Consider the following 13,772-nt stretch of genomic DNA (forward strand, 5'->3'; position numbering starts at 1 on the left):
GCCCGCTACGGCGTCGGTGCCACGCGTACGACGCCTCCCGTCTCGAGGGCCGCCCAGATCGCCCCGTCGGGGCCCACGGTGATGCCGTGCGGTTCGGACGACGGGGTCGGAATGTCGTACTCGGAGATCTCGCCGCGGTCGGTGATGTGCCCCACGCGGTTGGCTCCCCACTCGGTGAACCAGCAGTCCCCGGCGGCGGCCGCGACGATGGCGTGCGGTTTGGCCGTGCGGTCGGGGAGCGGGAACTCCTCGATCTCGCCGTCGACCGAGATCCTGCCGATCTGTCCCGCCGCGATCTCGACGAACCACAGGGCGACGCCGTCACTGGTGATGCCCACCGGTGCGGCGCCCGGGGTGGGCAGCGGGTGAAGGGTGACATCGCCGTCGACGGTGATGCGGCCGATCGCGTTCGCCTGGTTCAGGGTGAACCAGAGGGCTCCGTCAGGGCCCGCGGTGATCGCCGAGGGGTAGGCGCCCTCGACGGGGAGCGGGAACTCGGTGACGTCTCCTTCGCCGCTGATGCGACCGACACGGTCGGCGTTGATCAGCGTGAACCACACCGCACCGTCCGGACCCGCGGTGATGCCGTAGGGTCCGCTGTCGGGCGTCGGCAGATCAAAGGCTTCCGCCGCTCCGTCGACGGTGATGCGGCCGATCCGGTGGTCCTGGTACCGGGTGAACCACAGCGCCCCGTCGGGTCCGGCGGCGATGACCGTAGGACGGCAGGTGGGCGAATCCAGGGGGTACTCCATGAGTTCGGAGTCGAGTGTCAGGCGCGCGACGCGGCCACTCTGAGCGAAGGTGAGCCACAGGGCTCCGTCAGGGCCGAGTGTGATGCCGTAGGGGCCGGCCTCCTTGCCCGCTATGGGGATCTCCGTGACGACCGGCACTTCCGAATGCTGCACTGCAACTCCTTGCGAGGACAGGGATCGCTCAACGAGGGGGTTGGCTCTCTGTCCTGACCATCACCGCCTGTCCGGGCCATCACCGCACCCTGCCTGCGCGTTGGCGGTAACGGCAACCGCTTTTCGCCCGCTCAACGGCTCCTGCTGGATCTCCCCGGTGGCCGGCTTGGCGGATCGCTCGCCGGGCAGCCAGCGGAGGGCGAACCAGAGCTCCATCCGGACGTCGAGGTCCTGAAGGTCGGCGTCGAGGAGTTCGGCTGCCTTGGCGATGCGTCGGCGCACGGTGTTGCGGTGGAGTTCCAGGGCGGCGGCGGTCCGGTCCCAGCTGCCGTGGTGGGCGAGCCAGGTGCGCAGGGTCTCCAGCAGAACGGCGGGGCCGGGCGCGGGTGCTTCGGTGAAGGGGGCGAAGCGGGCCTGTGCGAGTGCCGCGGCATCGCCCGGGCTGACCAGGGAGTGCATGGTCAGGTCCTGCGTGCGGTGCTGTGCCGAGGACGTACCGGTGGCAACCGCGTGGCGCAGCATGCGGCCCGCCTGCCGGTCGGCGATCGCGAGGTCGGCGGCGGCGACGGGTGAGCTGACGCCGAGGGTCCAGCCGAGGCGGGCGACCGGGGCGAGGTCCGGTAGCGGCGCCTGGGTGGTGACGGGGACGAGGGCGCGCAGGCTGATGCCGTCGAGGTCGAGGTAGGGGGTGGTCAGGGCGGTGCCGAGGGCGGCCAGTTGCACGGGGTCGCCGCCGGGGCGCGACGTTGCCCAGGGGGCCGGCCCGGTGAGGCGGCCGTGGACCACGACCCAGCTGTCCGCGGTCGGCGCGGTCGACGACAGGAGCGGGGCCACGTCCAGAGGGCTTTGACCGAGCATCAGGCGGACCAGGGCCGAGGCGCCTCGGCTGTCGGTGCCCAGGGCGTGCCGCGGAGTGGTGAGCAGGGACAGCAGGACGAGCGCGCTGCCGATCACGGAGCGGTGCACGGCGGTGGGCGCCGAGGTGGCTGAGACGCCGAGGACGAACGGGCCGTCGGCGTTCTCCGCGGGGAGGGTGTGCACGGTGAGGTGGAACTCGGCGTGATGCTCGGCCGCCGCTGTCGGCGGCTGCGGCCGCCCAGCGGTGGATCGGGTGCGCGCGTGGGCGGTGGTGCGTGCGACGAGTGCGCGCAGTTGGACCGCTGCGGACGCCTCCGGCCGGTTGCCGGCCGCGAGGAGTTCGTTGCCGAGCGGGTCCAGGAGGACGGCCCAGGCGCCGAGGCGTGCGGCGAGCTGGTGCAGGACCGACTTCAGCGCGTCGGGGCGGGCCGCGGCCGTGGCGAGGGCGGCCTGAGCCTCGGAGATCTGGCGGAGTTCCTGATGCCGGGCCTCGGCCATGGCCGCGTGGGCGGCGTGGTTGACCGCTACGAACGGCGTCCCGGGCGGAATCCGCAGCAGGGGCAGCCCGTGCCGGTCACAGGCGGCGACCAGGGCGGGCGGAACCTCATCGTGAACGGGGGCGACACCGAAGCCGAGTGCCGCGATGCCCGCCTGGACGACGCGCCGTACGTAGGCGTCGATGCCGTCGGCCGTCTCCGGGAGACGGACGCCGGCGATGAGCAGGAGTTCCCCGCCGAGCAGGTAGGGAGCCGGGTCTTCCAGCTCCGTGGTGCCGATCGTGCCGACGAGACGGTCCTCCCCGGGCCCCGCGACCTGTCGCAGGCCCAGGTCGGCGTCGGCGAGCAGGGTGCTCAGGGAGACGGTGGGCGCACCCGGCGCGGACGGGACAGCGCTGGTCGGGTTGGTCGGTGGAGGGGTGGGGCTGGGGCTGGGGCTGGTCGGCGGCATGAGCGGTTCCTCGGATCGACGTGTCCCACCGGCGGGATGATTCATCTCCTGGCGGTCAGGATATGAGACAGATCCGCCACTGTGACGTCAGGACCCGTCGGCCTACGGTTGCCGAACACCCAACGGGCACCGGGCATACGTCTTCCGCACCGGCACCACCCTCCTTACCGTGGCCGAGCCCGCCCGTCGCCCCCGAGTAGCAAGCCGCCGCCTCACCCGGCCCTGCGTGCAGCCGCTCCCCTCATGAGTCACACGAACACAAGGACCGGAGAACGTCATGGGCGTCGACTACGTAGTGATCATCGGATATCTGCTGGGCATCGCCGCCGTCGGCTGGTGGGGCAAGAGACGCGCCCGTTCAACCAGCGACTTCCTCGTCGCCGGACGGCGTCTGGGCCCGGCCATGTACACCGGCACCATGGCCGCCGTGGTCATCGGCGGCGCGTCCACGATCGGTGGTGTGCGCCTCGGCTACACCTACGGCCTGTCCGGCGCCTGGATGGTCTTCGCCATCGGCTTCGGACTGCTGGCCTTGAGCATCGGCTTCTCCGCGCGCATCGCCCGTCTGCGGGTCTACACCGTCGCCGACATGCTGTGCCTTCGCTACGGCGACTCGGCGAGCGTCATCTCCGGTCTGGTGATGTGGGTCTACACCCTGATGCTCGCCGTCACGTCCACCATCGCCTACGCCACCGTCTTCGACGTTCTCTTCGACGTGCCCCGCTGGGCCGCCGTGGTCATCGGGGGCACGATCGTGGTCGGCTACTCCGCCCTCGGCGGCATGTGGTCGATCACCCTCACCGACATGGTGCAGTTCGTGGTCAAGAGCATCGGCGTTCTCGTGGTGCTGCTTCCGGTCGCGGTCATCAAGGCGGGTGGCTTCACCCAGCTCTCCGCCCAACTACCCGACAGCTACCTCTCGTTCGGCTCGATGGGCGGGGAGAGCATCCTCACCTACGTGCTGATCTACACGTTCGGCATGCTGATCGGCCAGGACATCTGGCAGCGCGTCTTCACCGCCCGCAGCGACAAGGTCGCTTCCTGGGGCGGCACCGTCGCGGGCCTGTACTGCCTGCTCTACGCGCTGGCCGGTGCCGTGATCGGTATGGCCACCAAGATCCTCCACCCCGGCCTGGCCGACCCCGACAGCGCCTTCGCGACCATCGTCAGGAGTACCCTGCCGACCGGTGTCAAAGGCCTGGTGCTGGCCGCCGCCCTGTCCGCCATGATGTCCACCGCAAGCGGCGCCCTGATCGCCTCCGCCACCGTGGCCAACAACGACCTCTGGCACCGGCTGCGTGCCCTCGGCGGACGCGCCGACCGCCGGCGGACCGGCCAGCACCACGACGAGGTCGCGTACCACGACCAGGTCGCCGATCACGACGAGGTGGCCTCCAACCGGCTCGCCATCATCATCCTCGGCATGGTGTCCATCGCTCTGGCCTGCCTGCTCGACGATGTCCTCGCAGCGCTCACCGTGGCCTACAACCTGCTGGTCGGAGGCCTGCTGGTGCCCATCCTCGGGGGCCTGGTCTGGAAGCGCGGCAACCTCCCCGGGGCGCTCGCGGCCATGACCGCCGGCAGCATCACCGTCATCGCCCTCATGGCCGCCGAGGGCATGCTCGCCAACGAACCCATCTACTACGGCCTGGCCGCCAGCCTGGTGGCCTACATCGTGGTCAGCCTCACCACCCGGCCCACCGATGCGCGCGTCCTCGCACAGTGGCGTCGCCGCCTCGCCGGGCAGGCCACCGATCCCGACACCGGTCCGGCCACTCAGCCCCAGCCGGCAGCCACCTCCCTCTGACACACCGACAGGAGCCCAGTTCCATGGCCACCAGCGGCACGACCGCCGAAACCGCCGCAGCCCGCACCGCCGCAACCCCCACCGCCGCACCGGCCACGCCCGTCCCGGCCGGACAACGGCACCACAGCGACGAAGAGCAACGCCTGCGGCGCGAACTGGCCGCCGTCTACCGGCTCGTGGCGCACTTCCGCATGACCGACCTGATCTTCACCCACATCTCGCTGCGGCTGCCCGGCCCCGGCCACCACTTCCTCATCAACCCCTACGGGCTGCTGTTCGAGGAGATCACCGCCTCGAACCTCGTCAAGATCGACCTCGACGGCAACCCCGTCGAGCCGACCCCGTACCCGGTCAATCCCGCCGGGTTCGTCATCCACAGCGCGATCCACGCCGCGCGGTCCGACGCCCACTGCGTGCTGCACACCCACACCAAGGCCGGCTGCGCCGTCGCCGCCCAGCGGGCCGGGCTGCTGCCGGTCAACCAGATGTCCATGGAGTTCCACGACCGAGTCGGCTACCACGACTACGAGGGCGTGGCCCTCAACCTCGACGAGCAGCGGCGCCTTGTCGCCGACATCGGTGACCACCCGGCGCTGATCCTGCGCAACCACGGCCTCCTCACCGTCGGTGAGACGGCCGCCCAGGCCTTCTTGCGCATGTACTACCTGGAGAAGGCCTGCGAGATCCAGGTCACCGCCCAGGCCGGCGGCGTCCCGCTGAAGCTGCCGCCCGCCGAGGTGTGCGAGCGCACCGGGCGCCAACTGCGCGGTGAGGAACACGGCTCCGACCTTCAGGACGACCATGCGTACGACCTGGCCTGGCAGGCCCTGCTCCGGCTGGTGAAACGCGTCGCCCCCGACTACGCGGACTGATCACCTCCGTGTGCCGCGGGCCCCGACGCCGCCGGCTTGCGGGCCAGTTCGTAGGCGAAGGAGACCGTTTCGGTGAGGCGGTCGCCCACGGTGTGGTGGCCGAGTTCGGCGGCGAGGTCGGCGTCGAACTCGGCGGCGTGGTCCGCGAGCACCGCGGGCGGCAGAAAGGAGGTCGACCGGATGTGCCCGGCGAGTTCGCGGATCGTCCAATGGTGCTCGACGGAGAACTCGTGGCGTCCGGCGGCAGCGAACCCGGCACGCGACAACACGTCACCGTCGGGGGTCCTGTGCCGTGACTGCTCCCAGCCGGCCGGAACGCGACCGGACGCGCCGAGAGCGTCCCGCCACTTGCTCAGCACGCCGTCGAGCGCCCGCTGCCAGTCGCGGGGGCCTGTCCACGGGGAGGTCGACCAGCACAGCGCGAGGCAGCGCCTGGCTCGAGCCAGGCCTGGGCGCGCTCGGCGACCACGGCGCGTCGCAGCCGGCGGAAGGCGTTGCCGATGACGATCAGCTCGAAGCCGGCCGGCCCGGCATGCAAGTCCTCGGCACCGGCGGTGACCGTCCGGATGTGGGCCGCGCCCGCGGCGCTCGCCCTGGCCCGGACCTTCTCGGTCATGCCGGGTTCGGCGTCAACGGCCCATACGTCCGCGAACCGGCCGCTCAGCGGAAAGGCGAGCTGACCGGTGCCGCAGGCCAGGTCGAGCAGGCGGCCGCGCCCCGAGGGTGCTGCCCGGCGCGCGAGATCGGCGATCATCGCGTCCGGGTAGGGCAGCCGGAACCGGTCGTAGTAGTCGGCAGTGCCCTGGTACAGGCCGGGCTCGAATGTCACCTCGCTGACCATGCCATCACCCCGGCACAGGACGGCCCGCGGCGCGGCTCCGTCGTACGGCGGCCGAAACCCCCTACAGAAGCACGGAGTTCACGGCCACGCAGAGGCCGCAGCCCAGCAAACCGCCGAAGAGCATGCCGATGCCGGTGACGGCCATCCCGCGTCGCACCGGGCGGGTGCGGGAGCCGAAGGCCTGGCTCAGCATGAGCGCCGCCACACCGAACATCGCCACAGCTATGCACCAGGCTCGCGCACCCTCGACGTAGAACGACGCCGCGGTGCCGGGCTTGAACCACGTCGGGCTGAACGCCATCGCCTGAACCTTCTCGCCCTTGCCGTGGTCCGCGCCGGGCTCGAAGTCCTCCACGTCGTAGCGCAGTCGGCCGTCGTCGGAGCGGAAGGTGCCCGAACACTCCACGTCGCGCCGGCCGTCGTCCTTGCCGCACCGGGCGATGGTGATCGTCCCGGGCGTGCCGTCGGCCACCTTCGCCGGGCCGTCCTCATAGCCCACGGCGACGAGGATCAGGCCGAGAAGCAGAACCAGGACACCCAGCACTCCGGCTCCCACGCGGCTGCCGACGCCCCGCCGGGTACCGGTCAGGTGCGCACCCGCTCCGCCGCCCCGCCCGGTCCCGTCCGATCCGGTCTTCCGCGGATACCCTCCGTCACGCACGTCCGTCTTCACCGCAGGCCCTCCCCCGTGTCCCCTGCTCATGCCCGGCTGACTGCCGGCGATCTTGCCCAGGCCGGTTGGAGCAGGTCAAATCCACGGGAGCCCTGGTGTCCGGCCCGGACTCTCCGTCCCGGCAGACCACCACTCCACCGAACCGGCAACGCGAACCGGTCTACTCAGCCGTGCCGTTGGGACGTACGTTGTGCGCTGAACCATCCATGCCCCGGCTGACAACGGACGGTACCCATGGGCGACGCTGCGACCACTCCCCCACCAGCGGCACATCAGAGGATCGACACCTCGGTGCCGCACTCGGCCCGGATCTGGAACTACTGGCTGGGCGGGAAGGACAACTACCCCGTCGACCGTGAAGCCGGGGACGCGTACACCGCCGTCTTCCCGGGCATCGTGACCATCGCCCGCGGCAGCCGCGCCTTCCTGCGCCGCAACATCACCTATCTGGTCGCCGAGGCAGGCATACGGCAGTTCCTGGACATCGGGACCGGGCTGCCCACCGTGGACAACACCCACGAGGTCGCCCAACGGCTCGCCCCGGAGAGCAGAATCGTCTACGCCGACAAGGACCCGATGGTCCTCGCGCACGCCCGTACCCTGCTCCGTTCGACGCCCGAGGGCGCGACCTCCTACATCGACGCCGACCTGCTGGACCCCGAGCGCATCCTGGCGGCCGCCGCGGGAACGCTGGACCTCACCCGGCCCACCGCTCTCATCCTCAGCAACATCCTCGGTCACATCGCCGACCACGATCAGGCCCGCTCGGTCGTCGCCCACCTGATGGACGCGCTGCCGTCCGGCAGCCACCTCTCCGTCAACGACGGTTCGCGGGGCACCGACCCGGCCTTCGAGCAGGCCCAGGACGCCTACAACGCGTCCGGCGCCGTCCCGTACATCCTGCGCACCGTCGACCAGATCACCGCCTTCTTCGACGGCCTGCACCTCATCGACCCCGGGGTCGTATCGGTCTCCCTGTGGCGCCCGGAGCCCGCCTCCCCCGCTCCGGAACCCGTCGGCGAGCACGGCGGCCTCGCCCGCAAGCCATGACCTCCCTCCGGAGTGGATACTGACCGCCCATACAGGTACCGATCAGGAGCACGCCCAGTGACCAGCGACAAGCGCACAGGACCGCCCCATTTCGGAAGCGAACGCGACACGCTGCGGGCTTTCCTCGACTACCATCGCGCGACCCTCGCCATGAAGTGCGAAGGGCTGACCGACGAGGAACTGCGGCTGCGGTCGATGCCGCCGTCCACGCTGTCGCTGCTCGGGCTGGTACGGCACATGGCGGAGGTGGAACGCGCCTGGTTCCGCCGCGTGTTCGAGGACAACGAGGCGCCCATGGTCTGGTCCGACGAGATCGACTTCCAGGCGGCGTACGACGCGAGCGCGTCGACCAGGGCCGAGGCGTTCGCGGCCTGGGAGGCGGAGGTGGCGAACTCGCGCCGTATCGAGCGGGAGGCCGAGTCCCTGGACCTGGCCGGGTACCAGCCGAGGTGGGGCGAGGAGGTGTCGCTGCGGATGGTCATGGTGCACGTGCTCCTGGAGTACGGCCGCCACAACGGGCACGCGGACTTCCTGCGGGAAGGCGTCGACGGGACCGTGGGCGCCTGAGCCCGTTGGGCCACCGCCGGGGTGGTCCAGGCCGTCTTCGGGCTAACCGGCGGAACGTGGCCGTGTCACCGTGCGTCTGCGGGGTGTCCCGGTTCGCCTGCCGTCAGGTCGCGTTGCAGCAGCAGCGTGTCGATCCACCGTCCGTGCTTGCGGCCGACGCCGGTGAGGCGGCCGGCGTCGGTGAATCCGTAACGGCGGTGCAGTGCTGCCGAGGCCTCGGTGCCCGTGTCGGCGACGACCGCGATCATCTGCCGCGCTCCGGCCCGGGCCGCCCCGGCGATCACCTCACGCAACAGGGCGCCGCCGAGGCCTTGGCCCGTGACGTTCGGGGCGAGGTAGATCGTGTCCTCCACCGTGTGGCGGTAGGCGGGCTTGGGCCGCCAGGGGGCCGCGTACGCGAAACCGGCCACCTCCCCGTCGAGGTCGACGACGAGGAACGGCAGGCCGCGGTCGGTGAGGTCGGCCAGCCGGCGCTCCCAGTCGGCGACACCCGGCGGGGTCGTCTCGAAGGTGGCGACGCTGTGCAGGACGTAGTGCGCGTAGATGCCGGTCACCGCCTTGAGGTCCCGTGGAGTCGCCGGGCGGATCGTCACCTCGGAATCTGCCACAGCCGGCTCTTTTCTCTATAGGAAAAATGATCGCTATTATAGTGTAATGCTCGATCTGTTGGCGCTGGGTAGGCGCATCCAAGGGCTGCGGCACGACCGGGGCCTGACCCTCCAGCAACTCGCGGACGCGGCCGACGTGAGCGTCAGCATGCTGTCCTCGGTCGAGCGTGGGCAGAAGGCCCCGACGATCACCGTCCTCGCCCGCATCGCCGAAGGGCTGGGCGTTCCTCTTCCCGAGCTCGTCGCCGAGTTCACGGACAGCCGCGCCGTCGTGCGACGAGCGGCCGACCAGGACACGGTCGACGAGCCCGGCGGATGGCGACGGACGATCCTGTCCCCGGTCGTCCCCGGGGTGAACTTCGAGTGGATCCGCACCACTCTGCCGTCCGGCTGCGACGCCGGTGTGTTCCCCGCCCACGCCCCGGGCTCCCACGAGTTCATCGCCGTGCAGTCCGGCACGCTCCGGCTGACCCTCGGGAACGAAGTACTCGATCTCGACGCGGGCGACTCCGCCTACTTCGCCGCCGACGTCACACACGGATATGCCAACCCCGGCCCGGCGCCGTGCACTTACCATGTTGCCGCCCTTGTCATGCGCCCCCGCTCCGCGCAACAGCACCGCCCGGCGCCGTGACTCAGCCTGTTGTCGAGGTCACTACATGGAGGTCCTGGTGGACGTCACGCTGCGAGAAGTGAGGGACGGCGACCTGGCGGTCTTCTACGCCCAGATGAAGGATCCAGAGGGGGTGCGGATGGCGGCGTTCACCGCGAAGGATCCCTCGGACCGTGCCGCGTTCGACGCACACTGGGCCCGGGTCCGCCGCGATCCGGGGAACGTGACGCGCACCGTCGTCGGCGGGGGCGGGGAGGTCGTCGGCCACGCCGCGGTCTACGGACCGCCGGAGGAGCGCGAGGTCACGTACTGGATCGGGCGTGAGTACTGGGGCCGTGGTGCCGCGACGGCCGCGCTGCGGGAGCTGCTCGCCGTCGTGCCGGACCGTCCGCTGCACGCCCGCGCTGCCGCGGACAACGGCGGCTCCCTCCGCGTCCTGCAGAAGTGCGGATTCGTCGTGGTCGGCAACGACCGAGGCTTCGCGAACGCGCGCGGCGAGGAGATCGACGAGGTGGTCCTCACCCTGACCGGCTGACGAGCTCGTGGTGGGCGGGACGGTCGGCCCACTAGAGTGAGCGGTCCATGCCAGATGGGTCCGGCCGGGGCCGTTCAGGCCGGAACCGGTGGAGGAGATGCGGTGACCCTGCGCGAGGACGATCCGCGGTCGGTCGGCGGATACCGGATCGAATCGCGGATCGGGACCGGCGGCATGGGCGTCGTCTACCTGGGCAGGTCGGTCTCAGGGCGGGCCGTCGCCGTCAAGATCGTGCATGCGAAGTACGCGGACAACGCCGAGTTCCGGGCCAGGTTCCGCCAGGAGATCGCGGCCGCGCGGCGGGTCAGCGGAGCGTTCACGGCACCGGTCGTGGACGCCGACCCGGAGGCGGAACGGCCCTGGATGGCCACCGCGTTCGTCCCGGGTCGCACCCTCGCCGAGCGGGTCGCCGAATCCGGTCCGCTGGACTGGCCCGCGCTGCGCCGCCTCGGCACCGAACTCGCCGAGGCACTGCGCGAGATCCACCGCGCGGAGGTCGTGCACCGGGATCTCAAGCCCAGCAACGTGCTGCTGGAGGAGGGGGACAACGACGGGGCGGTACGCGTCATCGACTTCGGCATCTCCCGTGCGGCCAGCAGTGAGGTCCGTACCCAGACCGGCATGGTGATGGGCTCGCCGCCGTTCATGGCCCCGGAGCAGTTCGTCAGTCCGCGTGAGGTCGGACCCGCCGTCGATGTCTTCTCACTGGGCGCGGTGCTCGTGTACGCGGCCACCGGGCGCAGCCCCTTCGAGGCGGACAACGCCTACCTCGCCGCCTACAACACCGTGCACAACACACCCGAGCTGGGCGAACTGCCTGAACAATTGCGCTCGTTGGTGTCAGCCTGTCTGACGAAGGAGCCCGCGGGCCGGCCGACGTCGGGCGAGGTGCTGGACGCGCTGGCCGAGCTCCCGGAGGAACCGTCCCAGAAGCGGCCCGGTGAGGAGCCGTCCCCGCTTCCGGTGACCGTCCTGTCGGGAACGGAGACGCTGCCGCCCGCGACGGCCCGCGGCACCGGAGAGACGAGGAAGGGCGGGCCGGACGGGCAGGACGGCAGGAGCGGGCGGAGGCGGCGCGGGAAGATGCTGTGGACCGCTGTCGTCGGCGCGGTCCTCCTCGGGATGGCGGGAACGGCTTCGGTGACCCTGCTGGCCGACAGCCCTGCGGGCACAGTGGGCGAGGCCGGACAGGACGACCCGCGGGCGGCGGCCCGTGGCCCGGTACCACCGGGCTGGAAGCCGTGGCACAACGCCCTGGAGCCGGCCAAGGACGACCCGTTCGCCACGGAGCTGTCGTGCACCGCTGACGCACTCGGGGTCTTCTGCTCGTCCCCACAGGTCGCGCTGATGCGCCTGAGCCCGGCGACGGGCCGTGTGGACTGGACGAAGCCCATGAGCGAGAAGAAGGTCAGTGGCTTCTCGCTGCGCGAGCCGGTCGTCCACGACGGCGTGGTGTACGTCAACAGCGCCGACCGGTCGGAGGGGGTGGACGCCTTCGACGGCAGGACCGGGAAGCGGCTGTGGCATCGGGACGGTCCACTGGGCGAGTTCGCGTACATGGGCGGCGTACTGCTCGTACGGCTGGATCAGCTGGGGCCTTCCGACACCGCGCGCTATGCCGCGTACGAGCCGCGCACGGGTGAGGAGTTGTGGCGACGCGAGCTGACCTCCACCTCACCGAGCCCATTCCACGGGGGAGCCGAGGGAACGCTCTACGCCGATCTGCGCGGGGGCTCCGGCGGAATCGCCCGCGTCGACGCGCGTACCGGACGGACGGTGGCCACGGTCAAGCCGCCCAAGGGTGATCTGTGGCTGGCCACGGTCCACGACGGCACGGCGTACTACGCGCGCTGGGAGGACAACTCCGGTGTCTCCGCGGCGTTCTTCATCCAGGATCTCGACAGTGGGCAGACCCGCCGTGTCGACTTCCCGTGGAACGTCGAGCCGGAGGGGCCGCCGCTGGTGCACGGCGACGTCATGTACCTCTTCGACTACGGCAACGAGACTCTTCTGGCCCTCGACCTGAAGCGCGGGAAGCCGTTGTGGACGAGCTCGCGCGATCTGCGCGTCTTCAGTGAACCGGCCATCCACGACGGCCGGTTGTACGTCAACATGCCGGACACCAGCATCCTCGCTCTCGACCCGCGCACCGGCAAGGAGATCGGGCGCACCGCCCCGTCCTTCGACACGGAGGGACGCTCCTTCGAGGAGCTGACACCGAGCCCGACACCACCGCTGCTGGTGGGCGGGGTGCTGTACGGGATCAGTGGGCCGGGGGTCTTCTCGGTGGCCGACGTTTCCTCCACCTAGGGCACCTAGGGACCTCACGTGGCCTCAGGCAACGCTTCCTTCGGCGTGTGGACGAGTGTTCTCAGCATGCCGAGCCCGGCTGCGACGGCGGCGAGGTGGAGTGCTGCGGCCATGGTGGGGTTCTCCGGTGGGATGACGTCGCTCGGATGTGCCGACGCCACCAGCACGGTCACGGCCAGTTTCCAGCCGCTCCACGCGAACAGCGAGCCTGATCCGAGCCAGCCGAGCGCCGGCAGGAGGCGACGCGGCCGGGCGGAACGCTTGCGGACGAGTGTCCAGAGGGCAGCCGAACCGGCGAGTGCCCACAGTGCGCCCAGGGCGCTCAGCAGGTACCAGTTCGTGTCCCGCTCGGCCGGGTGCGTGATGCCCACGGTGCCACCGAGCGCCCAGTACAGCCAGCCGAGACCGACGGCGGCCGCGGTGCCGGCCGAGCCACGGGCGAGGGCACCGTGCCCCTGCCCCACCCGTCGCGTGAGCGCCTCCGGCCAGCGACGCAGGAGGTAGGCGGGCAGCGCCAGGGAAAGCCCCAGCCCCATCCCCACGAAGCCGAACTGCACCAGCGCGGCCTCCCAGCCGGGCATGGCGTCGCCCCCGCCGCTGTCACCGCCGCCCGGGCCGCCACGCGCGGCGTCCAGCATCGAGCTGAGCACCGCGTACGGCAGGACCGACACCAGGAACCCGGACCCGGTCCAGGCGCAGAAGGCCACCAGCCGCCCCGGCATCCGCATTCCCCAGGGCCGCACCAGGGCGAGCGACAAGGCGATACCGATCGCCGCCATGCCGATCGTCACGGTGTTGAGGACCACCCAACCGGCGAGGTCGAAGCCCTCACCGATCGGTGCCACGCCCAGGGTCGAGCCGACCACCCATGACATCTTGATCAACAGGTAGGGCAGGAGGGCCAGAGCGGCCCCGTACGCGCCCCACCGTCCGGTCCGGTCCCACCGTCCCACTCCACTCATCCCCCGCTCCGTCCCTCGGCAGAAGACCAGGCTGAAACATCTCCCGCCGTCGGGAAGCCACCGTTGGGAGCATCCGCCTCCGCCGCCCGACGGAGGTCGCGCTCGTCCTCCGGGCCGAGCGGAGCCGTCGGGCCGGTTCCACGCATGCGGTGACCCAATTCACACGCCGTCGAGCAGGCCCGCGAGACTGAGCGCGTGGGGTGCGGCCCACCCCGTCCCGGCA

The 13,772-nt window shown here is 71.0% G+C and carries 14 protein-coding genes; 7 read left to right on the forward strand and 7 right to left on the reverse strand.

Going from position 1 to position 13,772, the window contains the following annotated elements:
• Window positions 1-5: 5 nt before the first annotated feature.
• The gene (locus AB0959_RS45905; protein WP_366832869.1) at window positions 6-905 is read right to left on the reverse strand and encodes a virginiamycin B lyase; all 900 of its coding nucleotides are present in this window, start codon (window positions 903-905) and stop codon (window positions 6-8) included.
• Between the two features lie 60 nt (window positions 906-965).
• Window positions 966-2,711 carry a PucR family transcriptional regulator gene (locus AB0959_RS45910; protein ID WP_366832870.1) on the reverse strand — a complete coding sequence of 582 codons (1,746 nt, stop codon included), beginning with the start codon at window positions 2,709-2,711 and terminating at the stop codon, window positions 966-968.
• Between the two features lie 277 nt (window positions 2,712-2,988).
• Between AB0959_RS45910 and AB0959_RS45915 the strand changes: the two genes are divergently transcribed.
• Both AB0959_RS45915 and AB0959_RS45920 read left to right on the forward strand, forming a co-directional pair.
• Window positions 2,989-4,518 carry a sodium:solute symporter gene (locus AB0959_RS45915; protein WP_366832871.1) on the forward strand — a complete coding sequence of 510 codons (1,530 nt, stop codon included), beginning with the start codon at window positions 2,989-2,991 and terminating at the stop codon, window positions 4,516-4,518.
• 23 nt (window positions 4,519-4,541) lie between these two features.
• Complete coding sequence (locus tag AB0959_RS45920) at window positions 4,542-5,390, forward strand: class II aldolase/adducin family protein (RefSeq protein WP_366832872.1); 849 nt, start codon at window positions 4,542-4,544, stop codon at window positions 5,388-5,390.
• On the opposite strand, the gene AB0959_RS45925 is transcribed toward AB0959_RS45920, so the two are convergent.
• From AB0959_RS45925 to AB0959_RS45935, 3 genes are all read right to left on the reverse strand, one after another.
• Window positions 5,378-5,749, reverse strand: a complete 372-nt coding sequence (locus AB0959_RS45925) for a hypothetical protein (protein ID WP_366832873.1) — start codon at window positions 5,747-5,749, stop codon at window positions 5,378-5,380. The two genes, AB0959_RS45920 and AB0959_RS45925, sit on opposite strands and share 13 nt — an antisense overlap.
• The gene (locus AB0959_RS45930; protein WP_366832874.1) at window positions 5,743-6,219 is read right to left on the reverse strand and encodes a methyltransferase domain-containing protein; all 477 of its coding nucleotides are present in this window, start codon (window positions 6,217-6,219) and stop codon (window positions 5,743-5,745) included. Before AB0959_RS45930 ends, AB0959_RS45925 begins: the two co-directional genes overlap by 7 nt.
• Window positions 6,220-6,292: 73 nt before the next feature.
• Window positions 6,293-6,904: a hypothetical protein gene (locus AB0959_RS45935; protein ID WP_366832875.1), complete on the reverse strand. Its 612-nt coding sequence runs from the start codon at window positions 6,902-6,904 to the stop codon at window positions 6,293-6,295.
• A gap of 234 nt (window positions 6,905-7,138) precedes the next feature.
• Here AB0959_RS45935 and AB0959_RS45940 point away from each other — a divergent pair, with 234 nt between their 5' ends.
• Together AB0959_RS45940 and AB0959_RS45945 are read left to right on the forward strand one after the other, a co-directional pair.
• A complete protein-coding gene (locus AB0959_RS45940) occupies window positions 7,139-7,954 on the forward strand; it encodes an SAM-dependent methyltransferase (RefSeq protein WP_366832876.1) in 816 nt (271 codons plus the stop codon).
• Between the two features lie 57 nt (window positions 7,955-8,011).
• Complete coding sequence (locus tag AB0959_RS45945) at window positions 8,012-8,521, forward strand: DinB family protein (protein ID WP_366832877.1); 510 nt, start codon at window positions 8,012-8,014, stop codon at window positions 8,519-8,521.
• Window positions 8,522-8,586: 65 nt separating this feature from the next.
• Here AB0959_RS45945 and AB0959_RS45950 read toward each other — a convergent pair whose 3' ends face one another.
• Window positions 8,587-9,129: an N-acetyltransferase family protein gene (locus tag AB0959_RS45950; protein WP_366832878.1), complete on the reverse strand. Its 543-nt coding sequence runs from the start codon at window positions 9,127-9,129 to the stop codon at window positions 8,587-8,589.
• 46 nt (window positions 9,130-9,175) lie between these two features.
• On the opposite strand from AB0959_RS45950, the gene AB0959_RS45955 reads away from it, so the two are divergent.
• The 3 genes from AB0959_RS45955 (at window position 9,176) to AB0959_RS45965 (ending at window position 12,587) form a co-directional block, all read left to right on the forward strand.
• Window positions 9,176-9,763: an XRE family transcriptional regulator gene (locus tag AB0959_RS45955; protein WP_366832879.1), complete on the forward strand. Its 588-nt coding sequence runs from the start codon at window positions 9,176-9,178 to the stop codon at window positions 9,761-9,763.
• A gap of 25 nt (window positions 9,764-9,788) precedes the next feature.
• Complete coding sequence (locus tag AB0959_RS45960) at window positions 9,789-10,277, forward strand: GNAT family N-acetyltransferase (protein ID WP_366832880.1); 489 nt, start codon at window positions 9,789-9,791, stop codon at window positions 10,275-10,277.
• Between the two features lie 102 nt (window positions 10,278-10,379).
• A complete protein-coding gene (locus tag AB0959_RS45965) occupies window positions 10,380-12,587 on the forward strand; it encodes a serine/threonine-protein kinase (protein ID WP_366832881.1) in 2,208 nt (735 codons plus the stop codon).
• 14 nt (window positions 12,588-12,601) lie between these two features.
• Here the strand turns inward: AB0959_RS45965 and AB0959_RS45970 are convergent, their stop codons facing one another.
• Window positions 12,602-13,549 carry a hypothetical protein gene (locus AB0959_RS45970; protein ID WP_366832882.1) on the reverse strand — a complete coding sequence of 316 codons (948 nt, stop codon included), beginning with the start codon at window positions 13,547-13,549 and terminating at the stop codon, window positions 12,602-12,604.
• Window positions 13,550-13,772: the final 223 nt, after the last annotated feature.

The organism is Streptomyces sp. NPDC046862 (genome assembly GCF_040704615.1).
Taxonomy (GTDB): Bacteria; Actinomycetota; Actinomycetes; order Streptomycetales; family Streptomycetaceae; genus Streptomyces.